Origin of the sequence: Rhizobium vallis, from assembly GCF_003985155.1 — a bacterium.
Taxonomy (GTDB): Bacteria; Pseudomonadota; Alphaproteobacteria; order Rhizobiales; family Rhizobiaceae; genus Rhizobium; species Rhizobium vallis.
In genome coordinates this window covers 67,254-90,161 of record NZ_ML133691.1, presented here as the reverse complement: position 1 = coordinate 90,161, position 22,908 = coordinate 67,254, and the positions used below count along the sequence as shown (strand labels likewise).

The following is a 22,908-nucleotide window of genomic DNA, read 5'->3' as shown; positions in this document are numbered from 1 at the left end:
AATGGTCGAGATCAACATCGAATTGCTGGTGGGGCGGGCCGTCTTATCGAGGGCGGGAAAAACAATTGGTCATATTGAAGAGGTGCGGGCGGAGGAAGACGGGCCAGATCTCGTCATAACCGAATTTCATGTCGGTTTGTACGCAGCCATGGAGCGAATGTCTGCATCACCAATGGGCGCCGCGCTCTTGGATCTCTTCCGCCTTCGCCGCCGACATCGCGGTTACCGTATACGCTGGAATCAAATCGAACTCGGCGGGAGCGAACTAAAGCTGCTTTGCGAAGAGAAGGAACTTGCCCCGCTGGGTGAAGGCTAAGGCTACTGACGCGGTTCCCCCCGATGTACCAGCCATAGGGACGGCAAAAGCCTTCGAGCGAGGAGGCCGAGCCACTTCCATCGGAAGGAAGCAGCTCCCCGTCTTGGTGGATGATCTCCGATTTTCAGGCCGTTCGCGAAAACGCCATCGCGGCAAGAGTAGACGTGGCACCGGGCGGTCAATGGGCGAAGCAGCTCGGCAAAGCAATGAAGATTTCCACGATCGGGTACGTTTGAAAAGCGTAGCGAAGTCGCTCTTTGTCAGCGGGCGTTCGATAAAGTCGATTTAGCGAAACAGATCAAATCCGACGAACCGAGGCAGGACATGGCCATCCAGGTTACCGACCTGTATCTGCACGGAGTGAGGGACAAGGCTTATTTATTGCGGCTTCTAACTGAACCCAAACCTCCCTCCTTCCCCTACACGCCGTAGCAGTCTAGGCGATCCAGCTGCCCTCCCACGTCACGAACTTGTATCGAAACTAGTTGGCTGCACGATCCACTGTCCCCCATCGTACTGGAACCTGCCCGGACCCTACTTCGTTAAAGCTATAGGAAAGCACGGGTGTTCCTCCCTGTGCGATCCGTCGTTACGACAAACTTGCCCCGTCTCGGCGGGGCCTTTTTTGAGCGCCATGCCGCAGCCAAGCCATAGCGGCACTTAATCTATATCGACGCGCTGTTTTACTTAGCTGTGCGCCGTTGAGTCGCTTCAGCCGTGTCATGATCTTGCATATCGCCCGCAGATCGCCATCTGCTGGTTGAGTGTCGATTGCACTTCCTTATGGCGCCGGCCGTCGGCGACCTTTCCAACACGAGCTGTGAGTTCCTTGCTTTCGGCTTGCGCCTGAGTGCGCCACGACTGAAGTTCGTCGAGCGCGATGAGGCGTTCTGCGATCTCCGAATCTCGGCAGGGATCCTGCTTGCGGCTCCGGGCCGACGGCCTCAGCCGGCAGTTGATCGCCCGCAGCGCCATCGTCATCCTGGCGGTTGCCTTAAGCCAGCAACGGAGTGAGCATGACCAACATCTGCCGGAGGCTGTTAGAGGCGAAAGCAAGCAGGCTGTGAAAAGCCCCGCCCGATGGGCGGGGCATGCGTGATCGAAATCTTGGGAGGCAGTATGCACCCCAGTTAGCTGACCGGACTTGCGCTGGGCTGGCTTTGAAAGACCTCAGCCCTGATATTGCGTCCGGGACCGGGCTGAGCTGCGGTTGTCGTAATCTCGCAGATTGCATAACCCTGCCCCATTGTGGCAGTACCAGCGCGCGTCGATGGCCAATGGGCGGTCTTCCCGGGCCCAAAAAGGCTGACAGATTGCCGTTGCCGCGACCAAAATTGATGGGCTCCTGCCCTTGTGATGGATTGGTGATGATTGCCTCGCTTTATGCCGACTATGTTCAAAACCTGAAGGCAGCACTGGACGATTTGTTCGAGCGGCCCGATCGGTATCAAACCTTCGACCTGCACGTTGAGCTTGCGATGGGTGCGGCCCTCATGGTCTACGAAACAAAAAGGCAGAAAGGGCGAACGGATACGATTGCCTACGCCCGGACGCCGAAAGGCAATGTTCAGGTATCGCCGGAGCTCGCCCAACAGTCGCTCTTGTCGTTTCTGACGATGCAGGACCATATTGCTTTGACCGGCGAGCCGATGATCAGCCTCAATGAAAACTATCCGCACGCTGTGACCAGCTTCGAGCATCGCGCCAGAGGCGCACCGCTCACGAACTCGATGAAGATGATCTTCGTTGGCGTGAATGATGCTGAAGATGCCGGCCAATACGTTGAAATTACGGGAGAACCGACTGCTATCGTGACGACGCGACCGCACCATTCCAAGACGCTCTGGGAGTGGAAGTAGAAGGAAGCCGCACCCTTCGAGCGTGCCTGGCTGTCGCATAATCGACATTTGTCTGAACGGTCAGAGGATCGCGACCCTCGTGGGCGGCGCAAAGCTGACGAAAAACGATCCGCGCCCATGGCCTCGCGGAGCATTGTGGCGCTGACAACGCTTATGGCGGGCGCTTCCTGAGTGCTCATCGCGCTCGCAAGGACTACGCGAATAAGCTCTCGGCTTAGGCATCGCATCGTCTTCAGCGTTTCCTTGTGCGTGCCAGTATTCGAGGCGACAAGGCAGTCAATAATGACCGAATGCGTAGGTCTGTTCGATAGTCATATTTGACAGGCGTCTGGAACGGCCCGGTTGAGACTATTCTGGTTCGTCGCTTCCCTGGCTCGATGATCCGATAAGGGGAACGGAGTGCGTGATTGGTTCGACATTGCCATCGCTACGGCCAGTGAGCCGCTGTTCCAGCTCGTCCCAGCCGACCTTGCCTGCGCGACCGGCCCCCGCGATCAGAAGCTCCGCGGCGACAAGCGGATGTCGTTTGACCAAGCGCACAAACATCCGTGCGATACCCGACACCGCTGCCTTCTCGACCCCGGAGCGCGCGAACCGTTGAACTGCGTAACGTTCCAAATAACCCGCATCTTCGGGCGCGGCTGCTAGTGCACCGCGCCTTCCGAAGGGCGGTCCTTCATCTCCTTCCGCACGCGCTTGGGAAGCGAATCTCGCGTGGAGGACTTCACCGCTTCGATTGCGGCTTCGACGGCGCGGCTCATTGCGATTCCTGCGGTTCCTAGTGCCCGCCTTCCCTTTCTCATGTTTCGGTCGGCAGCATTTGCAACGTCGTCGTGTTCCTCAACCAATACCGCTGCGGCGGCGCCTGCAGCTGCCGTCAGAGCGTTGGCGAGGATGCCTCTTCCAATGTCGCTCGCGAGCAATCCGTTCATGAGGGACGACTTGCGGAGGGCTTTAGGCACCTTATAACCAACGATCTTCTTCGGAATACTATTCTTCTTTGCCATTTCGACCTCCTATCCCGGGATCCAAACGCCCGGTCGTCCGGTTGGTTCCCGGGTAAGCGCACCAATGTCGGGAAGCATGATCGAGGAACCCAAGAGAGGAAGTTCTTCCATCCCGAAAGTGGAACTGAAGGAAGACCAGAGATGCCCCTTGGAAACTACAAGCTGAGCCTCTTCAGGCCCCATAGTCGCAGCAATTCGGCTGGAGCTGAAATCTCCGCCGCGATGACGTAAGGATCTCCACTGCGCATCGGCCTTGTGGCATCCCGCATCTTGATTGGAAGCCCGTGCCCCATGTTCCTGACCGAATAGAAAGCCAGCTTCAGACCGTCTGCGGCCCGCCACGACTGCAATCTGCCCCACGGCTTTTCCTCCGCATATCCGCTGCTGTCGGCGATGCCTTGGACTTCGAGCCACTGTGCCATGGATGCGAGCGCGTTGGCAGGGTTCACAGTCCGATCATCCATGCCATGCCAGATGGTTATCGGCGGCCACTGCTTTATGTCTGAGGAGATTTCCGCGACGGGTCGCCCCCAGCCGCCAGGCGGGGGCGTCGCGCCCGACTTCATCGCTCGTAACGCGGTCATCGCATCTCGGGCCGATCCGACGGGCATGCCGGCGATGATCGCGGCGCCTGCGAACAGCCCTGGATAGTTGGCAACCAGTGCGGCCGTCATCGCCCCACCTGCAGACAGTCCTGTGACAAAGATCCTCGAGCGGTCGATGCGATGTTTTTCGCATGCATGTTCGATCATCTGCCTGATGGAGAGCAGCTCTCCACGGTCCCTGGCAACGGCACTTGGACGGAACCAGTTGAAGCATCGTTGCGAATTATTGGCGCTTCTCTGCTCAGGGTAAAGGAGAACAAAGCCGCGTTCCTTTGCGAGCCTCGAGAAGCCAGCGGCACCATCCAGACTTTCGGGTGTCTGCCGGCAGCCATGGAGCACCACGACAAGTGCCGGGCGTTTCGGCAGCCGCGCTGCCGGCACGAAGGTTTTCATGGTCAGACGGCCAGGATTGCTTCCAAATGCAGTCGTCTCGACCAGAACGGGTTTCGGGGCGCCGGGTGCCGGCCTCGTGCGTTTCACCTTGTTTCGAGGCGTCTTGAAGGCCTTCTCGATCAGCCTCCTGAATTTCTTCTGGGACTTGAGGGCTCGCGCCAGCGACTTGCCGAAACCGAACTTCATACGCCCATCGTCTCGAGCCGCGACAACAGCGTCCGCAGGCCCGGCTGCGCGGCTTCACGACTGGTATCCCTCAAACGGAACCACTGCGTTTTGCGAAGTCCCGCTTCAGGAAACGCCGCGGCAATCCTGGAAACTTTCAGAAGATGAACGGCGACTGTGTAGCGGTTCACGCTACTGTCCTTTCGATAGGTGAAGCTGCCGACGGGCGTGCTGCCGACATCGCCGATGATGCCGGCCTCCTCGAACGCTTCCCTCAAGGCTGCCGCGCTGCTCGTTTCGCGGCTCTGGATATGGCCCTTCGGAACGCCCCATCGACCGTTGCGTCGACTGCCAACCAAAAGCACTTCGAGACGTCCGTTCGCATCTTGCCGATAGCAGATGGCACCTGCCTGTGCGACATCGTGCCCGGTGTTATCGGTCAGAACTTCGTTTCGTGTTGGCTCCTGGAGCATGAACGGCCTCCGATACGGCTTGCAAACTAGGGCGATGAGACTGACGGGTCCAGTTGTTTCGACCTACATTTGCGAAACTTGAATATGCCGCGGGGTTTCTGCGTTGGCATGTCTCGTCAGCATTGTCCAAAGGAGACCCCGCAGTTACGGCGTCACTTGATGCGACTGACTACACTAGATGCCAAGTTGAGTTCGACCGTCGCGCTCGAGCCGGCGGAATCAGCAATTAGCTGACGAGCCCAGCCCTGCGCTCGCGGATCGGTTCCAGCAGCTTCAAAGTCCAGATAAGTATTTTGGATAAATATTCGCCGTGCTCTGACGGGGTTACATTCTTCGTTCATTAAAACGGGGAGTTAACGATGAAAGCGATCACGGTTTCTGGCCTCATCGCGCTGGCCTTCGCATCAGGTGCGTATGCCGCAACAATGACGGCGGAGCAGATGAAAAGCGAGTTGGTGGGCCACCCAATCCACTGGAAGTCAAAGACCCAATCGGGCGTCACAACCTATAAACCAGATGGAACGATTGAAGCGACCGTCGACGGGGACGAGAGCACCTACAAGGGCACATGGAGCATCAAAGGCAACAAGATGTGCGAGAAGTTCGATAAGGAAAAATGTGCAACGATCAATTCGCTTGGAGACAAGAAATACTCCAAGGGGGGCGGAACATTGACGGTGGAATAGGGCCTGCTTTTGTTTTCGTCGCTAGCGTATCCATCCTTTTACTGGGGTCGGCGGCGGATCAAGTCCAAAGACCCCTGCTTCAGAATAAGCGGGCCGCTCAGCGAACAGGAGACGCATTGCTTGGGGTTAAGCAAACAATCGCCGAGCGGCCTGCCGAATATTACTGAATAATATTTTCTTGTCCTACTGATTTTGTTTTAGTGCGAGATCGTACAAATATAGGTATTAAGTACTACTTTATTGAAAAAAAGAAAATATTATGCAATATTGTTGCGCAGCGCACAAGCCGCGCATCAAAACCAGACACCCCGCCTTCCTTACCCCGCTTCTGCGGGGCTTTTTTCCGAGAGGAAATCTCGAAGAATGGTGGAACTTCCTGACCGAGTTTTTCGACGCTCATCGATGAGCGCCGCACGGGTTCTGCCGTAGCGTCGGGCATACACCGCTCGTGCTCTCAATCTTCTGTCCGGAACGGTACAGGAACCGCTGCCAATTACATGGGTTTGATCATTCGGATCGCGAGAGGGAGCTTCCCTGCCTCGATAGCGAAGAGAAACATCCGTGCGATTCTTCTTGGCATATATTCATAAAAATCAACCGCATACTCGCCACGCGATGTGGGAACAATTATCGCCCTTGCAGGTTTGCACCGCATGGATCTGCCTGATCCGCAAATGGAGGAAACATCGTATGAAAAAGATTGTGTTGGCAGCGGCAATTCTCGGCGCCTCTGCGGTTGCTGCCTTTGCTCAAACCCCGCCTGCTTCATCTCCGGATGGAAATACACCTGCAGTTGCAACCCCGGATACCAAAAATCCCACGGCGCCTGTTGAGGGCGCCAATAGCTTTACCGAAGCTCAGGCGAAGGACCGCATTGCGGAAGCGGGCTACACCGACGTCAAGAATCTCAAGCTTGATGACAAGGGGATCTGGATAGCTTCCGGCATGAAGGATGGGAAAGCCGTCTCCATTGCCCTCGATTATCAAGGCAACATCGTCGCCAGGTAACCTCAAGGAGAAGCGTGATGAAAACTGTGACCGGACTTTTTGACGATTACTCGGACGCTCGTGCCGCCGTCAACAAATTGGAAGCCGCAGGCATTCCCTCCAGCGATATCAGTATCGTCTCCAACAAGGCTGGCCGGATTGATAGGGACTCCGACGTCGGCGAGGATGCCGCGACCGGCGCTGGTCTTGGCGCTGCCGTCGGAGGCGCCGGTGGCCTGCTCACGGGACTGGGTTTGATGGCCATCCCTGGCGTCGGACCGGTGGTTGCTGCAGGTTGGCTTACCGCAACCGCGGCGGGGGCGGTCGCTGGCGCCGTCGCCGGGGGGGCCGTTGGTGGCCTGATCGGTGCGCTCACCGATTCCGGCGTTTCGGAAGATGATGCTCACCTCTATGCCGAAGGTGTCCGCCGCGGTGGGAGCTTGGTTACGGCCAAGGTCGACGACGCCCGCGCCTCCGAGGCGCGGGCTATTCTCCAGAGTTCAAACTGGGTCGACCCGGTAGAACGTCGGCGTGTCTATACCGAGCAGGGATGGACCCGGTTTGACGACACGCTCGATCCATATTCCCCTGAGCAGATTGCAAAAGAACGCGAGCGGTACCGTCGGACCGCCGTCTAACCAGCATCGAGCCAACCCTCCTCGCTCTAGGCGAGGAGGGTTGAAGCGGATCTGGCGCATGGCTGTCAAGCGTCTGGAGATAACATGCAGAGGCCGTCTCGCTGGCGGCCTTCTTTTTGTCAACAAGATTTCCCCGGCTACCCAACCGCGGCGCTCCGGCGGCGCAAGAAACGCCCACGGAAATCCGCGCTAGGCCTCGACGATGTGAACGATCGTGAGAGCATCGGGATCGACAATTGCGGTCCGTTCAGCCGCCGGGATGAACAAGAGGTGGCCTTCATAATGCGGAACGATTTTTGCGATGCCCTTCGGCAATCGTTCAGGCCGCAATTTCTTCGGTATTTTCGTTCCGATAGAGACCGTAAAGTTTAGTCATGGAGACATCACGAAATGGCAGACAAAAACTCCTCCGTCTTAATAAGTTGTAGCTGAACCGAGAAACGGTCACCCAACAGATCGATAGCCGCATCGTGTGTTTCATCGGCGCCACTGCACACGGCATCGCTGAGCACAATGACGTGGAAACCGAGGTCGATCGCTCCCAGCACGGTGGTGAGCACACAGACGTCGGTTTCACCTCCGGTCACAACCAGCGAAGTCGCCCCTTCCAGGTGAAGATGCGTGAACAATTTGCCATCGATCCACGGGGAATATGTCGTTTTGTCGTAGAGGCGTGCTGGTGGCACAAGCTTTTGCAACGAGGGGGCTAGTCCAATCAGTTCCTCCGGCAAATGCTCGCCCGTCATCATCCACCATTTCCGGTAATACTCTTTCCAGGAACCAAAAGCGTCTTCCGCCCGAACCGGGGGGACGAAGCGCGTGAAAATCGTTCGTTCCGCATGATGCTGGGCAATCTCAAGGAGTTCTGGCAGCACCCGTTTCATCCACGGCACATTCCACGGCGTGTCTTCAATGAACATGCGCTGAGCATCGACGCAAATATGCCGCCAGTTCCCAATGTCCTTCATAGGCAATCTCATGAATACCGCGCCTGGGCGAGCCCTCCACACATCCGAACGGGTCCTCAGAACAGGACGAACCAAACTGCCGCCGCCGGCCAGTTCCGCAAGGCGGCTTGTTTTCGTCGGAGCAAGGGCTCAAGCCACGCCTTTGCCACCGGTGACGCCGTACACTTCGCCATTGATAAAGCTTGCTTCCGACGAGGCAAGCAGCACGAAAACCGGCGCCAGTTCTACCGGTTGACCGGGACGGCCAAAGTCGCTGTCCTTGCCGAAATTCTTCACCTTTTCCCCTGGCTGTCCGCCACTCGGCTGAAGAGCCGTCCAGACCGGTCCGGGCGCCACGACGTTGGCGCGGATGCCGCGCTCGATCAATTGTTTGGCGAGTGCTTTGGTATATGCGACAATACCCGCCTTTGTCGTCGCATAGTCGAGCAGGATCGGCGACGGCTGGTAGGCCTGGAGGGAAGCAGTTGTGATAACCGCCGATCCCGCCGGCATATGGGGAATGGCCGCCTGCGCGATCCAATGGAGCGCGTAGAGATTCGTCTTCAATGTCTTGTCGAAATCTTCCGTTGACAACTCCTCGATCTTATCGCGGTACTGCTGACGGCCGGCATTGATGACTAGGATATCGAGACCGCCAAGGTCGGAAACGGCCTTTGCGACCAGCTTGCGGCACCAGGCTTCGTCCTTGACGTCGCCTGCCAAAGCCGCAGCCTTTCGGCCTTCAGCCTCGATAAGGCTGACCACCTCCCTCGCATCTGCCTCTTCCTCCGAAAGATAGGCGATGGCGACGTCGGCACCCTCGCGGGCAAAAGCTATGGCAGCGGCACGGCCGATTCCGGAATCGCCACCAGTCACAAGCGCCTTGCGTCCCGTCAGTCTGCCTGAACCGCGATAGCTTTGTTCACCATGATCCGGACGGGGATCCATCCTTCGTGCAAGCCCTGGGGCACGTTGTGGTTGATCGGGAAACGGAGGTGCGGGATAGATCTTTCGGGGATCCTTCAAATTATGATCGCTCATCGTGCTCTGGGCCATTCATGTTGTTGAGATTTGCGATAATCGCTGAGGCCGAACGCGCTCAGTATTGCTTTGTTCCTTGAGGAGACTGCCTTCCCTCAAAAGCCGTTCGATGGCGATCCAGAAAGAGGGAGGATGTGTCGTGCCACGCGCGTGACAACTCAAAATCGCCGAGGAGAAGAGCCCGAAGGCGTTCCTTCGATCCATCAGGTGTCGTCCATGACCCAGAGTGCGTAGAAGCATGAACGCCCACGGTCGATCCGTGATGCACCTTGCTTTCCCGGCAGGACCGAACTCAACACTCGCCGGACCGTGCCACTCATTGGGATCGTATGACGACCGCCGATGACAGATCGGCTGGGAACAAAGACTGCGGTTGAAAGTTTGGCGACATCAACCACGTAACGTCAGTCTCTGACAGGAGGTCTTTCATGGGTCGCGGTATTCTGCTTTGGCTGCTTGGCGTTCCACTGCCGATCATCATCCTTCTGGCCCTTTTTATGCGATAGGATGAGATGATGTCGGTTTCAGTGACAGATTCCGGAGAGGTTGTCGCTCCGGTCGAATCCTCCAAATCCGCCATGACATGGGGGCCGATCTTCGCAGGCGCCGCGGCGGCCATCGGCGTAAGCCTCATTCTTTTGCTGCTCGGATCCGGGGTCGGATTGACGATGGTGTCGCCCTGGTCGGGGCAAAGCAGCTCGCTCGGCACGGTCGGAATTACCGCGGCGATCTGGCTTGTTGTCGTGCAATGGCTCTCCTCCGGGCTCGGAGGCTATATCACCGGGCGGCTGCGCACGAAGTGGGCGGCTGTGCACACGGACGAAGTCTTCTTCCGCGACACCGCACACGGTTTCATCAGTTGGGCGCTGGCGACGATATTTGTGGCCGGGTTCCTGGCGTCCTCGCTAACCTCGCTCGCCGGTGCGGGTGCGCAGGCCGTTGGTTCGGCCGCACAAGCCGTCGGCTCGACCGCAACGGTCGCCGGGACGGCGGCAGCATCGTCGGCAACGGACTTGCCTACGGCCTATTTTACCGACGCATTGCTGCGTCCCGATCAGGCGAAAGCACAAGCAACGTCCAATGATGCCGCGGCGACATCCGAGGTGTCCCGGATCCTTCTGAACGGTGCCGCTCAAGGCCAGATTCCGGAAGATGATAAGGCCTATCTCGCTAAAATCGTCGCGTCGCGGACCGGCCTTTCCGAAGCCGACGCTCGGACGCGTGTCGATACGGTGCTGAAGCGCGTGGATGATGCCAAGGTCGCCGCGCAGAAGGCTGCCGACGAGGCACGCAAGGCTGCCTCCACCACGGCCTTGCTCGGTTCGCTGTCACTTTTGATCGGGGCCTTCATCGCCTCTGCCGCTGCGGCGTTTGGCGGATCGCAACGCGACGAAGAGGAAGATCTGCTCGTTAGGTCCCGGCCCTGAGAACCCTAAACACCTGGCGGGTCGGCGAACTCTCGTCAGGTCGTCTGCCGCAATGTGAGCGACCTCGGGGATCCGGAGCAAGGGTATTTCCGCGCGGTTGCCTCACGTCCAGTCGACCGCCTGCGTAATTCCTTGGCTAACTTTTCGCGGGTCCTGCCGGCGTCCTGGTCACACCACCCCATCGGAGCTCCGGCGATTGGTCGATAAACCGACTGCCGGCTAACGCGCTTTCGTTATGCATGCCTGCACGGCCGAGCTCCTTCCATCGGAAGGAACCATCTTCCCGTCTTGTGAAGGCGCAAACCCTTGGCACCAAATGGTCCATGGCGATAGCATCGAGTGGACGGATAGAAATCGGAGCATAGCGTTGATTTATGAAACTTTTCCATCTTGCAGTCGCTGCGATGTGCGGGTCGAAGTCAGCTTTTCTCAAGGATTGGCGGGCTGTCGCTGGAGGAGCGCGATCCGCTTCAACCGCAGTGCACGCTTTTCCAGGAGATGCCACGAAAGCCACCCGAGCAACCAAGACGCCGGCAGGGAAAGTGCAAAGACCGCCCACCACGTGCTGTACTGGCCGAGGGCATGGTTCATCACCTGCTCCACTGGCCAGCCATAGAGATAGGTACCGTACGAGACGTCGCCCACCCGTTCGAGAGTCGGCAGGCGAATTACCGGCGAGGTCGCGATGTAGATAAGCGGATAGGCGAACAACATAGGACGGTAAAAATAGTCGGGCCAGACGACGAAGCAGAGCACACCAAGCGCCACGAAGATCAATGCCAGCACAATATTAGGCTGCCGGTTTTCCATCGCGATCCAGAGAAGCGAACCGCAGAAGAAGTAGGGAGCGATAAAAGTGAAGTCCGTCAGGAACCTTGTGTTTGGCCACGGATGATCGAAGAAAAGCTGCCAGGTCACGCCCACGGCGAGAGCAAGTGCCATGACCGGGGCTCGCAGAAGCCCGATTGCCATTAATCCCGCGATGATAAGGTAGCAGAAGATTTCCTGCCCGATCGTCCAAAGAGAGCCGTTGACGAAGGTGGCGAGCCAGGAGATTGCGGGATCATAAAACTGCACGTGCGGCAGGGTCATGCCGAAGTTCGGGTCGAACAACGAATGCAATGTCGTCTTCACGTGAAGCGACTTGAGCAAGTAACCGCTGATGCCCAACGGGCTGAACAAGGCGCCCAACACATAGACGCTCAGCAGCGTGCAGACGGCAAACGCCGGATATATTCTCAGAGCCCGACGCCAGAGAAAACCACCCGCGCTGCCGAACTGCGCGCTCTGCGTGACGAGGAAGCCGCTCGTGATGAAAAACGCATAGACCCCGAAGATGCCAAGGGTGCCCTCTCCGAGCAAACGCCGGAAGGGCTCGTTCGCCGAGGTCTTTTCCGAGATGAGAAAGGCATGCGAGAAGATCACCATGGAGGCTGCGACGAGCCTGATCATGTTGAAGTTCGGGTAAAACGCCTTCTCGAATTCCCGCCCGTCCATACGAGCCTCCCGCGCTTGCACAGTTTAGCAAACTAATAATTTGAGTTTTGAATGGTGTCATGGGCCGTTGTGAAGACGAGATTACATCACGGCAATGCCGGCAATCCTGACGAAGATGAGGTCGGCGTTTGACTAACGGTACCTGGGAGCAGGCTCGCCAGCTACAGCGGGCATTGCGGGACGACCGGCTTATCCTTGTGCCGACCGAGAAGGATGCAGCCTGGTAGCCTAAAAAATTCGGGTGATCAGGCGGTCGGCTTTTGTCCCTTCGCGATATATTGCAAGGACTATGAGTGCCGCGATGAAACCCGTCAGTGCTCCGCCGAAGACGTCGCCGGCGTAGTGGGTCCCGATATAGATGCGGGAGAAGGCGACAAGCCAGGCCGCCGCAAGGAAAGCAAACCCGGCGCGTCGGGCGCCGTGAAGGAGAAAAGCGGCCGCGATCGCAAAGGTCGCCGTTGCATGATCGGAGGGAAACGAAAAGTCGGCGCTCCGTTCGATCAACAGGTCTGTTACGCCGTTGTCATAGGGACGAGCCCGATGGATAAAGAGAAGAATGAGTTGGTTGAGGCCGAGTCCCAGCAAGAACGAGAAGCCTGCCGCCACAAGGACATGCCGTATATGCGTCCTATCAGACCCGCGCCACCATTGCAGGGCTACCGCCATTACCATGACCGGGACGCCGATACCAGAGATCCAGACCATCAAGTAGTCGATCGCAGCGCTATGTCCCGCTAATCCATTGATGGCGCGTGTTACAGCTACGTCGAGTTCATACATTGTCACACTCCAGTTCAGCCCTTGCAGCTCCGCAGGCTCTACATCGATTCTGGGTTAGCCGACTGACGCTTGGATCTCCGCCGGCGCACATTTCAGCAAGGGTGACAGCCCCGAAAACGGCATCAGCGAGGAATGTCGCCGCGGGCCGGTGATGCCCGAAATGCGCAGGCGACCGCTTCAGAGTTCGTCGTTGGCGGCAATTAGCTTTTTGCCTTCACCCACCGCCAGCCGCTTCCCATCTTGACCGACGACGACCAATTCGTCGCCTTCGTGCCGCAGGCTCATGAAGGCGACGATCGTGACGATCGCGGCAAGGAAGATTGCACTCGTTATGATCGTGCCGAGGCCTAGGCCGCCATATTGCTCGGGCTGAGACATCAGATCGCCGAACGAAGCTCCCAGAGGCCTGGTCAGGATGTAGACCAGCCAGAAGCCGAGTATCGGGTCGAGACCGAGGAAGAAATAGCCGATGCTGAACGATAAGATGATCATCCCGAACAGGATGCCTGTCGCCAAATATCCAAGCGCGAACTTCTCGGCGACCAGATCGCCCGCCGCCGTGCCGAGCGCAAAGGTGAACAGAATGGCGAGCCAATAGAAGGCCTCACGTCGATTTGTGAAGATGGAGTGGATCGAAAGCGTTCGCTCTGTCTGGAACCAGAGTAGGAAAGTCAGCGCTAAGGCGATCGAGAAAGCGATGGTGGTATGCAGCAGCGGTACATTGAAATTGTCGACCAGATTGTCGGTAATCAACGTGCCAACGATGCTGATCAGCACCACCGAAAGCCAATAGGCGGCAGGAACATACTTCTTCTGGGCAAATTGCCAAACCAGTGCGCCGGCGAGAATTGCCGACATGATCAGCGATGTCGCCGTCAGTCCCAAGCCCATTTGCATGTTGAGATAATCGGCCGCCGTTTCGCCCGTGGTGACGGCCATCAGTTTGATGAGCCAAAAGTCGGCCGTGACACGAGGAACGCGATTGTAGACAACAGCTTTGGCGGTTTCTGTCGTAGCGGTCATTGCGAGTATCCTTGAACGGCGATGAAACGTCTCGCGAGCGGCGCGAAGGGCGCGGGACAACGGGTCGCGTCGGCCTACTGAGATGATTGGGCCGGATGATTGAGAACCGCCACAAGGGTGGCGAGCGTCTTGTTGACGTTGTCAGCCGACGGGGCCGATTGGCGTAGCGCCTTAAGCGCAGCATCGGAGGCAGTGTCGATATTGTTCCAGTCGTTCGGATTCAGCGGACGGATTGCGCTCTCGGCCTGATCCCACGCCGTCTCGTAGTCCGTGATCCGCTTTGCGGCCGCCGTCAGATCACCCTTGGAAGCGAGGGCCTGAACGTCGGCAACGATGGTCTTGAACGATGAGAGATCACCGAGGTCCTTCGTTTTGGCGGGGGCATTGTTGGCATAGAGTTCAAAACCCGTGAAAGCCGCCACCGGAGCAATAATGAGCGCAAGGGCGAGAAAAATCTGTCTCATTCGAATATCCCCTAAATTCTGGAACGCGTCACGCCTGTATTGCCCTTCGGCGGTGATCGGCTGCGCCTGGCTGGCGCCCCCGGCACGCGCGCCGCCTTCCCATTGGCGTTTGCTTTGGCCGACAATACCTACGCAGATTCTATTAGCGGAGAATTAGAGCCGATGCCGGTGTGGGCGCGACACGTAATCAATCGGTCGCAATCGCGCGCGAAAACGGCGGCCGGGTTGTCGCCGGCCGCCGCAAGCCTCACTTCTCCGGGGTCAGGTGAGAGACGACCGCCTTGCCGCCCTTGATCGCGAAGGTTAGCTGAACCTTCTCACCGACACGAAGGTTGGTATCCTCGATCCCTTCGGTCAGGGTATACTTCTTGCCGTCCGACAACGTGATCGTATCGGCCTTCTTGCTGATTGCGGTGATCGTGCCGGATGTCTGGGCAGCGAATGCCGTGCCCATCGGGGCCAGCGCCAGTATTGCGGCCATAAGCATTTGTGGTTTCATTTCTTTCTCCTTCACGGTTCAGCCCCCAATCTGTAGAATTTTTTCGCAAGGCAGCGCCGGCGCGGCCGATGCTTATTCGCCTCTCAACTTCTCGATGACGTGTGCCTGGCTTCGCATCGCCTCGCTCGTCGCGGCCAGGAGAGCGGCGCTGGTCGCGGTGATGACGAGGACAGCGAGATAGCCCCAAGGCACCGAAAGCGCCTCGGGTGGCGGGTCGAATACCCCGGTGAGCAGCTTGACGAGCACATAGGCTATGAGCATTCCGGCCAAGAGGCCGAAAAGCATGCCGCCTCCGACTACCAATCCAGCTTCGCTCCAAACAAAGGCGCCAAGCTGCCGCGGCTTGGCGCCAAGCGCGACGAGGATGGCGAAGGAGCGTTCACGGTCTGCCAACCCCAGCCCAAGGACCAATCCGCCCGAGGCGGCAAGCATGACCAGCGCGAAGATCAGCTCAAGCCGCGTCAAACCGGCGAGGTCGATCGCTGTGAGACTCGATCCGATCAAAGCAACGGCATCACCAATCTGGCTCACCTTGAGCGCTGGCAGATCCGCGATTGAGCTTCGGACAGTTCGGGCAGCTCGGGCCGGATCGTCGTTCGACCGAATGAGGACAATTTCGCTTCCCGCGGAACCGGTTTGTTGTGCAACGTAAGTTGCGTTAGCGACCAGAAATGAATCCTTGGGCGCAGTCGGGAATTCGCGCACTACGCCCACGATATGAAACGACACCATGTGGTATTGGTGATCGGCCACATTTTGCAAACGAAGATTGATGCTGTCGCCGCGATTGAGTTGATAATCGTTCACGGTTTCCTGCGATACGAGCACGCCATCGGGCGTTCGCGCGAGGTCGGCGAGCGTCGCCCGGGCAGCACCATTAGCGAAATAGGCGTCGGACATCGGTGTGGCTGTCCCGATACGTGTCGGATCGATACCATAGAGATCCTGGAGGTCCGTCCCGACATAAGCGTATCGGTGTTGCATCGGCTGGACGGCCAGCACGCCCGGCAGCTTGGAAAGACGGTCGAGCGCCCGGGAGGCGGGTTCGGCGGATGTACCCGTGACGGTGACGTCGGCGCCGTTGGTGAGCTCGGCATCGACCCGGGCTTGAGCCTCGTAGGTCGCGTTGAAGACCGCGGTTGATGTCGCGAAGGCGAAGGCAAGTGCCGCAAGGCCCACGCCAGCGGTCAGCCGCGGGCCTTGCCGTCCAAAGGTCGCGGCGATGATATCCGCGAGAGAACCGGCGACAGGTCGCAGCCCCCTGGCGATGACCGACCGGCCGTGCTGTAGCCCGACTCCGACCAGCCGTACTGCAAGCAGTGCCAGGCCGCTCCATAGGAGCACGGGGGGCAGGAAGGCCGTATAGTCAACCGCTGTCGCTGCCACGCCTTCCGGCGCGAGGACGATTTGGTATCCACTCGCCGCCGATCGCCAGTAGAACGCGGCGGCTAGCACGAGCAACACCAAGTCGACATAGCCGCGGCTCCAGAGCGGCGTCCTGTGCTTGCCGATTGACCGGCGGGCGGCGGCAACGGTCGAGCCGCGCGCGTCGCGCCAAGTGGGAATCAGGATCGCCGCGAGAGAAAGCGCCACTCCTGCCCCGGCCACCGTGGCGAGCAGGGCAACGGTTTCGCTGCGCAAGAGCGCCACCCCGAGGATGAGGTATCCGGCGAGAGCTCCGAGGAAAATACCAAGTACCGCGCCGCCGATGCCCGCGACGGCCGCCTCGACCGCGGCAAGGCGGAGAACAGTGTCAACGGTTGCTCCGCGCAACCGCAGCAACGCCTGGTCGCGGCGGCGCCTGTCCCGTCCGGCGCCCGCCACAGCAAGTGTGAGCAGGACCGCGAGAATGACCCCTGGGGCACCAAGGAACAGGAAGACCAACCGCGCATAGAGGGTATCCTCGCGTACCGCTTCGAGGCGGGCCGCCAGATTGTTTGCAAGCAGCGCCGCGCCGGCGACGCGGGCCTCGAAATTGTGGCCGCGCTCACTCGCCGCCGTGCTGGCGGCGAGCGGGTCGGAAGGCAGGTCGTGATGATCGAGCTTGACGTGGAACTCGCTGCGAAGGGTATCCGGACGGCCCCCGAGCTGCGGGTCGAATAGCTGCTGCCACTGCGCCATGGGCAACAGCAGAACGTTGTCGGGAGGCGCTTGGGGTGCGGCGCCGGCCGGTACGCCAATCGCCTGGAAGAGTGCATCGGCGTTCAGCAGCTCGACGATGCCCGCGATCGTCACGCTGACGTCGGGCGCTTGGCGGCGATGGATAACGACTTCATCGCTTAACGAGACATGCAGGTTGGCGGCAGTTTGTTGCGCCACCAGGACACCCTCGACCGATCCGAGCAGGCTCCGGACCTGGGCTGGGAACCGGCTTAAATAGCTCGCATCGATGCCGAGCACCGTACCGCCGCCCGTGGTTTGGACGGTGCCCCCAGTGTTCGCCTCGAAGCCGGGTACGTCGGCATAGCCGACCGGCTGCAATGCGGCGACGGGCGCGGCAGAGCGGATTGCGGCCTCGACAGCGCCGCCATCCGCCCCCGGCAGTAGCTGGACCTGCCAGTCGAGGGGAACCTGAGCGATCGATCGCGCGGTCATCTCGGCGGCGCTGGACTGCAAAAAGGCGCTTAGACACGTGACGAAGGCAACGGTCAGCGCGACGCCTCCAAGGGTGCCGACAAGGCGGCCCGAACGGGTTCGGACAAGTCCGATCAGCCAGTGCCGGTACATTCGCACCTCGCCCCCATGCTCTCGAATTTGCCGTGTCGCATCCGCCAGATGCGGTTCATCTTTGCAGCCACACGCTCGTCATGCGTAGCGATGACGATGGCGCTCCCCGACTGCCGACCCCAGGCGAGAAGCCGGTCGACCAGCATGGCGCCACCTGCCTGATCGAGTTGTCCCGTCGGCTCGTCGGCGACGATCAGTTGCGGACTGGTCGCTACGGCCCGGGCTACGGCGATCCGCTCGGCCTGGCCGCCGGAGAGCTGCTCCGGCAGCTTTGCCGCCAGGGCTTCAACCCCGAAAGCGGCGAGCGCAGCCAGGGCACGCGCCTCGGCATCGGCGCCGCTACTGAGAAGGATTGGCAGCTGGACGTTCTCGGCGGCAGTCAGCGCGGGCATCAGGTTCGCTGATTGAAAGACGACGCCGATCCGTTCCGGGCGCAACATGTCGGGCCGACCAAGCGCGGGCCAATCGATTTGTCCCGAATTTGGGCGGTCCAGTCCGGCGATCAGGTTCAAAAGCGTCGTCTTGCCGCAGCCCGAAGGCCCGATGATTGCGACGGTCTCCCCGGCGCCAATCCTGAAGGAGCAGCCTTGAACGGCCGACACGACGCCCCGCTCGCGCTGAAAGCTGCGCCACAGATCGGCAGCAATGACCAAGGGGCTAGTCATGTACGATGCGTCCGTCTCGGATGTCGATAACACGGTCGGCACGGGCTGCGAGCGCGCCGCTATGCGTGACGACAAGGACCGCTGTACCCCTGCGGCAGATGTCGACGAGGCGATCGATGACACGCTCTTCGGTTGCTGCATCGACCTCGGCGGTTGGCTCGTCGCAGAGCAGGATCGACGGGTTTGCCGCGAGTGCGACGGCAAGTCCGGCTCGCGCCGCTTCGCCGCCCGAAAGGTGGGCGGGCAACATGTCGGCGAGACCGTCGAGGCCGAGACTGCCGAGGAGTCCGTCGATTTCGCCAGGCCGGTCGGAGCCGGATATCTGCATCTGGAGATGGATGTTGGCCCGCACCGTCAGATGTCCGAACAGATTGCCGGACTGCATGAGCATGCCGAAATGGCGGGCTCTCAGGCGAGCCCGATAGGATTCGGGGCGCCGGGTCATGCGCTCCCCGAGGATCGACACCGTGCCGCCATCCGGCTCGTCGATGCCGGAAAGACAGGCAAGCAGTGTCGACTTGCCACTACCCGAAGGGCCTCGCAAGGCCGTGAATTCCCCAGGATCAAGTGTGAGGCTAACTCCGCCCAGCGCCACGACCTCGTCGTCACCGGCATGAAAGAAGCGGTAGAGCTCGGTTGTCTCCAGCACGGTCATTCATTCATTTCCACTGCAGCGAATTGGATATCAGTTGCCACTGATCGACGTTATCCGCGCCGGTCGGTGCGGCCAGATCGAGGGTGATCGTCTTGCCGCCCTTGAACACAATGAAGCGCTCGTGCTCCAGGCGGATCTGCTTGTTCGTGACCGGGTTGGGCGCGGAATTCGACTGGTAGCTGATGCGAACAGCCGGTCCGGCCGCGAGCTTCACGGCCTTGACCGCAGTGACCTTGACGGCGTGCCCGGCTTTCTCGAGGTTCGCGATCTCGCCGGCCCGGACCGAGGCAACCGTCGGCGCCGCATTCGCCGAACCAAGCGTAGCGTTTATGTCATCGTATTTGTCGAAAAACCGGACGCTGGGGCCGGTCACTGTCCGCGACCATCCCTCGGGCACTTTCAAGCTGAACCCGTCCGGGGAGGTATAAGCAACGAAGACCTGGTTGTCGGGAATGTCGCCCGGCGGGTTCGTTTCAGGCGCAACGAGTTTCTCCTGCGCCGCGGCTGGAAGAAACGCGCCAGATGCCAACATGAGCAGCGTGGCGAATGCGGCGGCGATCCAACAACGAACGGTCATGACCAAGTCTCCTTTGCAAACCAGCAAGGCCATATGACGCTCGTAGAATTAGGAGGGTCTTAGGTGGCTTCTCCTGCTCGAGCTGCATTGAGGACTTCTGTTGTGCGGAACGTTCGGTCTATTATGGGGTATGCGCGTTCTCGTGATCGAAGATGATGCCATGCTGGGCAAGGCTCTCGTACAAGCTCTGGAAGATGCCGGCATGTCGGCTGACTGGGTGCGTGACGGGCAGCTCGGGCACGAGGCCGTCGCCGTTGGCGGCCACGCTCTCGTGCTGCTCGACCTCGGCTTACCCGGCCGCTCGGGACTGGAAATCCTCCGTACGCGGCGAACCGCCGGCGACAAGAGGCCGATCCTTGTGATTACCGCCCGCGACGAGCTCGACGATCGCGTCGCGGGTCTCGATCTTGGGGCTGACGACTATTTAGTGAAGCCGTTCGAAGTCAAGGAACTACTCGCACGCATGCGCGCGGTTTTACGTCGACATGGCGGTCAGGCGGTTTCGGTCCTCGGAACGAGCAAGATCGAGCTCGATCTATCAAGCCACGAGGTGACATATCAGGGGCTGAGCCAAGTGTTGCCCGCGCGCGAATTTGCGCTGCTTCAGGCATTGATAGAGCGCCCAGGAACCATTCTTTCCCGCACCCAACTTGAGGAAAGGCTCTATGGCTGGGGTGAGGAGGTGGAAAGCAACGCTGTTGATGTGCTCATCCACTACGTCCGACGCAAGTTCGACAAAGACATCATACGCAACGTCCGCGGGGCCGGCTGGATGGTCCCGAGGTGACCAACACCTTATCGATCCGACGGACGGCATTCTTGTGGCTCGCCGGCTTGATGGCGACTATCGGCGTCTGTGCGGCGACGACATCATACTTCCTCGTCCGGAATGAGGCATCTGACTTCCTCGACAACCAGCTTCGGCAGATTGCGCTCTATGTCGGGGATGCGCCTCTGGTGCCGGCGGCTGGCCGCGTTGGCGGGGTGCCACATGATCCCGAGGACGACTTCGTCATTCAGGTCTGGGATTCGCTCGGCGAGCCACTGCGACAATCGGATCCCTCCATCGCTCTTCCCCGGCAACAGGCTACCGGTTTGGCCGATATTCTAGCCGCCGATAACAATTGGCGCGTCTACACCCTTGTGACGCCGTATCGAACTGTTCAGGTTTCCCAGGAGATGAGCGTGCGGCAGGAGCTGGCCGCCAATGCGGCGCTTCAGGCGGCGCTCCCGATCGCAATTCTTATTCCACTGTCGTTGCTGACGCTGAGCTGGATCATTGATCGCATCATGGCCCGGCTCAATCGCCTGGCCTTCGCGATCGCCTCTCGAGACGCCGCAGCGGACGACCCCGTACCGATCGACGACGTGCCGGCTGAAGTCATTCCCTTCGTAAGCTCAATCAATCTGCTGCTCGCGCGGCTGCGGTCATTGCTTGAGCGACAGCGGCGGTTCATTTCCGATGCAGCCCATGAATTGCGCACGCCCCTCTCGGCACTCCAGATTCAAATCGACAACCTTCGACACGACGACCGCGATGGCCGATTTGCCCAGCGGTTGTCCGAGCTGGAGGCCGGGATCAGAAGGTCTACAAGCCTGGTCAACAAGCTCTTGCGCCTCGCCCGTTACGATGCCCGCGAACCCGCGCCAGCCCCGCGGCCTGTCGACCTCGCCCAGCTTGCGGTCGATACCATCGCGCGCCTGACACCGCTTGCCGGCAGTCGGTCGATCGATCTTGGCATCACCCGCCGGGATGAGGCCGTCACGATCGGCGCCCTTGCCGATTTCGAAATCATCCTCGACAATTTGGTCGAGAACGCCGTGCTCTATACGCCACCGGGTGGAACCGTCGATGTCGCGGTGGAGGTCGCCGGACAAGAAGCACGGATCGAGATCCGCGACACAGGACCCGGGATCGCGGAGGAGGAAATGCCGCGCGTCTTCGAGCGGTTCTTCCGCGCCGGCCCTCAGGATAGCGAGGGGAGCGGCTTGGGGCTGGCGATCGCCAAGGCGGCAGCCGAAAGACAAGGAGTGCGGCTCACACTCGCCATGCGCGAGGATGAGCCCGGTCTTATCGCACGTCTCATTGTACGACTGGCCCCAAGGACGGCGTCGCGTTAGTTCCCCTAGCAGGTATGATCCGGAAGAATGCGAACGCAACGGATTTAGGTTTCTTTGAAGTTCGTCACACAGGGATGGCGCAAGCGTCCCCAATTGAGCAGCAGCGGATAGGCGCTGCGCCTCAGTCGGAACCTTTTTCTCGTTCTTGATCCGCCTGAAAGCTGGTTGAAAGCTTGGGCCAGCTATCTTCCCCTTATCGCAGAGGAGCGCGTGGCCGTCGTGGCAACGTAAGTGCGATACGAAAACTCAGGAGGAGATCCCATGCGTTCTACACGCACGTTATTCAATTCAGCTGCACTGTCCGTCGTCATGCTCGCGTCGATGCTTGCAGCAAATTCTGCCTATGCAGCCGGCAAGATCACGCTGATGGTCGGCGGCTACGAAAAGCAGATCTATCTGCCCGCAAAACTGGCTGAAGGCCTCGGCTATTTCAAGGATGAAGGCCTCGATGTCGAGCTTCTGAACGAGCCGGCCGGCGTCGATGCCGAGAACCAGCTTCTGGCCGGCGCGGTCCAGGGCGTTGTCGGCTTCTATGACCATTGCGTCGACCTGCAGGCGAAGGGGAAGTTCGTCGAATCGGTCGTCCAATTCAGCCAAGCTCCAGGCGAAGTCGAACTCGTCTCGGCCAAGCATCCGGAAATCAAGTCCATCGCGGACTTCAAAGGTCATAGCGCTGGGGTCACCGGTCTTGGTTCCTCGACCAACTTTCTGACCCAATACATGGCCAACAAGGCTGGTCTGAAGTCCGGCGACGTCACCTCCGTTCCGGTCGGCGCAGGCGCGACCTTTATCGCCGCCATGCAGCAGGATGCGATCCAGGTGGGCATGACGACAGAACCGACGATCTCCCGCCTCCTGAAGACCAAGGAAGCAACCGTCCTCGTCGACATGCGCACGATGGAAGGCGCACGCCAGGCGCTCGGCGGTACTTATCCCGCGGCCTCGCTCTACATGGAAACCGCATGGGTCGATGCTCACAAGGACGACACCCAGAAGCTTGCCAATGCTTTCGTGAAGACGCTGCGCTTCATCAATACGCATTCCGGCGCCGAGATCGCCGACAAGATGCCGAAGGAATATTATGTCGGCGACAAGGAAGGTTACGTCAAAGCGCTCGACCAAGGTAAGGCGATGTTTACCGCCGATGGCGTGATGCCGGAAGATGGTCCGAAGACCGTTCTCTCGGTACTTTCGTCCTTCTCGAAAAATATGCAGGGCAAGCAGATCGATCTTTCGAAGACCTACACCACGGAATTCGTCAAAAAGGTCATGTAAGCGGCTTTCAGATCCGCCTCCGGCACATTGCCGGCGGCGGACATGTCCTCAGCTTCGCGTGCGAGCCTAACCAGCGCGCGT

Annotated in this window: 25 protein-coding genes; 9 read left to right on the top strand and 16 right to left on the bottom strand. The window is 59.5% G+C overall.

Going from position 1 to position 22,908, the window contains the following annotated elements:
• Position 1 precedes the first annotated feature (1 nt).
• On the top strand, positions 2-316 hold the full coding sequence (locus EFQ99_RS18240) for a hypothetical protein (protein WP_126922399.1): 315 nt from the start codon (positions 2-4) through the stop codon (positions 314-316).
• A 720-nt stretch (positions 317-1,036) separates the two neighbouring features.
• Here the strand turns inward: EFQ99_RS18240 and EFQ99_RS18230 are convergent.
• Positions 1,037-1,297 carry a hypothetical protein gene (locus tag EFQ99_RS18230; RefSeq protein WP_126922398.1) on the bottom strand — a complete coding sequence of 87 codons (261 nt, stop codon included), beginning with the start codon at positions 1,295-1,297 and terminating at the stop codon, positions 1,037-1,039.
• A gap of 296 nt (positions 1,298-1,593) precedes the next feature.
• On the opposite strand from EFQ99_RS18230, the gene EFQ99_RS18225 reads away from it, so the two are divergent.
• A complete protein-coding gene (locus EFQ99_RS18225; protein WP_126922397.1) occupies positions 1,594-2,175 on the top strand; it encodes a hypothetical protein in 582 nt (193 codons plus the stop codon).
• A 644-nt stretch (positions 2,176-2,819) separates the two neighbouring features.
• On the opposite strand, the gene EFQ99_RS18220 is transcribed toward EFQ99_RS18225, so the two are convergent.
• The 3 genes from EFQ99_RS18220 to EFQ99_RS18210 form a co-directional block, all read right to left on the bottom strand.
• A complete protein-coding gene (locus tag EFQ99_RS18220; protein WP_126922396.1) occupies positions 2,820-3,182 on the bottom strand; it encodes a hypothetical protein in 363 nt (120 codons plus the stop codon).
• Between the two features lie 155 nt (positions 3,183-3,337).
• Positions 3,338-4,366 (bottom strand): extracellular catalytic domain type 1 short-chain-length polyhydroxyalkanoate depolymerase, encoded by a 1,029-nt coding sequence (locus EFQ99_RS18215; protein WP_126922395.1) that lies wholly within the window; start codon positions 4,364-4,366, stop codon positions 3,338-3,340.
• The gene (locus tag EFQ99_RS18210; protein ID WP_126922394.1) at positions 4,363-4,818 is read right to left on the bottom strand and encodes an NUDIX hydrolase; all 456 of its coding nucleotides are present in this window, start codon (positions 4,816-4,818) and stop codon (positions 4,363-4,365) included. The genes EFQ99_RS18215 and EFQ99_RS18210 overlap by 4 nt, the downstream gene beginning before the upstream one ends.
• Positions 4,819-5,177: 359 nt before the next feature.
• On the opposite strand from EFQ99_RS18210, the gene EFQ99_RS18205 reads away from it, so the two are divergent.
• Positions 5,178-5,504 (top strand): hypothetical protein, encoded by a 327-nt coding sequence (locus EFQ99_RS18205; protein WP_126922393.1) that lies wholly within the window; start codon positions 5,178-5,180, stop codon positions 5,502-5,504.
• 232 nt (positions 5,505-5,736) lie between these two features.
• Here EFQ99_RS18205 and EFQ99_RS35075 read toward each other — a convergent pair whose 3' ends face one another.
• Positions 5,737-5,904, bottom strand: a complete 168-nt coding sequence (locus tag EFQ99_RS35075) for a hypothetical protein (RefSeq protein ID WP_164736397.1) — start codon at positions 5,902-5,904, stop codon at positions 5,737-5,739.
• A gap of 290 nt (positions 5,905-6,194) precedes the next feature.
• Here EFQ99_RS35075 and EFQ99_RS18200 point away from each other — a divergent pair, with 290 nt between their 5' ends.
• Both EFQ99_RS18200 and EFQ99_RS18195 read left to right on the top strand, forming a co-directional pair.
• Positions 6,195-6,512, top strand: a complete 318-nt coding sequence (locus EFQ99_RS18200) for a PepSY domain-containing protein (RefSeq protein ID WP_126922392.1) — start codon at positions 6,195-6,197, stop codon at positions 6,510-6,512.
• 17 nt (positions 6,513-6,529) lie between these two features.
• Positions 6,530-7,129, top strand: a complete 600-nt coding sequence (locus EFQ99_RS18195; protein ID WP_126922391.1) for a general stress protein — start codon at positions 6,530-6,532, stop codon at positions 7,127-7,129.
• 383 nt (positions 7,130-7,512) lie between these two features.
• On the opposite strand, the gene EFQ99_RS18190 is transcribed toward EFQ99_RS18195, so the two are convergent.
• A complete protein-coding gene (locus EFQ99_RS18190) occupies positions 7,513-8,097 on the bottom strand; it encodes a cysteine hydrolase family protein (RefSeq protein WP_126922390.1) in 585 nt (194 codons plus the stop codon).
• Between the two features lie 129 nt (positions 8,098-8,226).
• Positions 8,227-9,117: an SDR family oxidoreductase gene (locus EFQ99_RS18185; RefSeq protein WP_126922389.1), complete on the bottom strand. Its 891-nt coding sequence runs from the start codon at positions 9,115-9,117 to the stop codon at positions 8,227-8,229.
• Positions 9,118-9,632: 515 nt separating this feature from the next.
• On the opposite strand from EFQ99_RS18185, the gene EFQ99_RS18180 reads away from it, so the two are divergent.
• Positions 9,633-10,544, top strand: a complete 912-nt coding sequence (locus EFQ99_RS18180) for a hypothetical protein (protein WP_126922388.1) — start codon at positions 9,633-9,635, stop codon at positions 10,542-10,544.
• Between the two features lie 429 nt (positions 10,545-10,973).
• Here the strand turns inward: EFQ99_RS18180 and EFQ99_RS18175 are convergent, their stop codons facing one another.
• The 9 genes from EFQ99_RS18175 to EFQ99_RS18135 form a co-directional block, all read right to left on the bottom strand.
• A complete protein-coding gene (locus EFQ99_RS18175) occupies positions 10,974-12,041 on the bottom strand; it encodes an acyltransferase family protein (RefSeq protein ID WP_126922387.1) in 1,068 nt (355 codons plus the stop codon).
• Between the two features lie 228 nt (positions 12,042-12,269).
• Positions 12,270-12,821: a phosphatase PAP2 family protein gene (locus EFQ99_RS18170; RefSeq protein ID WP_126922386.1), complete on the bottom strand. Its 552-nt coding sequence runs from the start codon at positions 12,819-12,821 to the stop codon at positions 12,270-12,272.
• Positions 12,822-12,998: 177 nt separating this feature from the next.
• Positions 12,999-13,844 (bottom strand): COG4705 family protein, encoded by an 846-nt coding sequence (locus EFQ99_RS18165; protein ID WP_126922385.1) that lies wholly within the window; start codon positions 13,842-13,844, stop codon positions 12,999-13,001.
• A gap of 74 nt (positions 13,845-13,918) precedes the next feature.
• On the bottom strand, positions 13,919-14,308 hold the full coding sequence (locus EFQ99_RS18160) for a hypothetical protein (RefSeq protein WP_126922384.1): 390 nt from the start codon (positions 14,306-14,308) through the stop codon (positions 13,919-13,921).
• 247 nt (positions 14,309-14,555) lie between these two features.
• Positions 14,556-14,807, bottom strand: coding sequence for a DUF1344 domain-containing protein (locus EFQ99_RS18155; protein WP_126922383.1), 252 nt, complete (start codon positions 14,805-14,807; stop codon positions 14,556-14,558).
• 72 nt (positions 14,808-14,879) lie between these two features.
• A complete protein-coding gene (locus tag EFQ99_RS18150; protein ID WP_126922382.1) occupies positions 14,880-17,534 on the bottom strand; it encodes an FtsX-like permease family protein in 2,655 nt (884 codons plus the stop codon).
• The gene (locus EFQ99_RS18145) at positions 17,516-18,199 is read right to left on the bottom strand and encodes an ABC transporter ATP-binding protein (protein ID WP_126922381.1); all 684 of its coding nucleotides are present in this window, start codon (positions 18,197-18,199) and stop codon (positions 17,516-17,518) included. Before EFQ99_RS18145 ends, EFQ99_RS18150 begins: the two co-directional genes overlap by 19 nt.
• A complete protein-coding gene (locus tag EFQ99_RS18140; protein ID WP_126922380.1) occupies positions 18,192-18,854 on the bottom strand; it encodes an ABC transporter ATP-binding protein in 663 nt (220 codons plus the stop codon). Before EFQ99_RS18140 ends, EFQ99_RS18145 begins: the two co-directional genes overlap by 8 nt.
• A 4-nt stretch (positions 18,855-18,858) precedes the next feature.
• Positions 18,859-19,431: a hypothetical protein gene (locus tag EFQ99_RS18135; RefSeq protein ID WP_126922379.1), complete on the bottom strand. Its 573-nt coding sequence runs from the start codon at positions 19,429-19,431 to the stop codon at positions 18,859-18,861.
• Between the two features lie 130 nt (positions 19,432-19,561).
• Here EFQ99_RS18135 and EFQ99_RS18130 point away from each other — a divergent pair, with 130 nt between their 5' ends.
• From EFQ99_RS18130 to EFQ99_RS18120, 3 genes are all read left to right on the top strand, one after another.
• Positions 19,562-20,218, top strand: a complete 657-nt coding sequence (locus EFQ99_RS18130) for a response regulator (protein WP_126922378.1) — start codon at positions 19,562-19,564, stop codon at positions 20,216-20,218.
• The gene (locus EFQ99_RS18125) at positions 20,215-21,552 is read left to right on the top strand and encodes an ATP-binding protein (protein ID WP_208722786.1); all 1,338 of its coding nucleotides are present in this window, start codon (positions 20,215-20,217) and stop codon (positions 21,550-21,552) included. The genes EFQ99_RS18130 and EFQ99_RS18125 overlap by 4 nt, the downstream gene beginning before the upstream one ends.
• 261 nt (positions 21,553-21,813) lie before the next feature.
• A complete protein-coding gene (locus EFQ99_RS18120) occupies positions 21,814-22,827 on the top strand; it encodes an ABC transporter substrate-binding protein (protein ID WP_126922377.1) in 1,014 nt (337 codons plus the stop codon).
• The last annotated feature ends 81 nt before the right edge of the window (positions 22,828-22,908 follow it).